This is a genomic window from Dankookia rubra, from assembly GCF_004355005.1.
GTDB lineage: Bacteria > Pseudomonadota > Alphaproteobacteria > Acetobacterales > Acetobacteraceae > Paracraurococcus > Paracraurococcus ruber_A.
Window position 1 is genome coordinate 1 of sequence record NZ_SMSJ01000366.1, and the last position, 444, is coordinate 444.

A 444-nucleotide genomic window follows, 5' to 3' on the forward strand; every position below is an offset into this window, starting at 1 on the left:
GCCTCACCATGTTGGGCCGATGTCTCGCACCAGCCTACGCAGCAATGTCGACCTGCCTCCGCCTTCGGCTCGCCGTGTTCCCCGTGCCAGCCGTGGTGACGGCTGGAACGCCCTGGCCGACATCGAGGTGTTCGTCTTTGCGGTCGAGGCGGAACTGGAGGCCATGGACCGCGAGCGGGTCGGCGTGCATCGCCGCGGCCGTAAGCCGGACCCGACGCTGCGGCGGCGCCTAATCGGGCTGATCTGGACGCTGACCTTCGGCGGCCTGCAGTGGCGCATCGCCGGCTGGCTCTCGGGTGTTCCCTTCACCACCCTGCACAGCAGTTTCGCGCGCTGGACCCGCCTGGGCCTGTGGCGACGGCTGGGTCAACGTCTCGCGCTCGATTGGCGGCTGGCCTGCGGCGACGAGTTGCTGCCCTCGGCGGTGGTGGCCGACAGCCGCTC

1 pseudogene is annotated in these 444 nt (G+C 70.3%); it reads left to right on the forward strand.

Features of this window, described 5'->3' with window-relative positions:
* Positions 1–19: 19 nt before the first annotated feature.
* Positions 20–444 (forward strand): annotated as a pseudogene (locus E2C06_RS39065) (hypothetical protein); the annotation flags it as partial.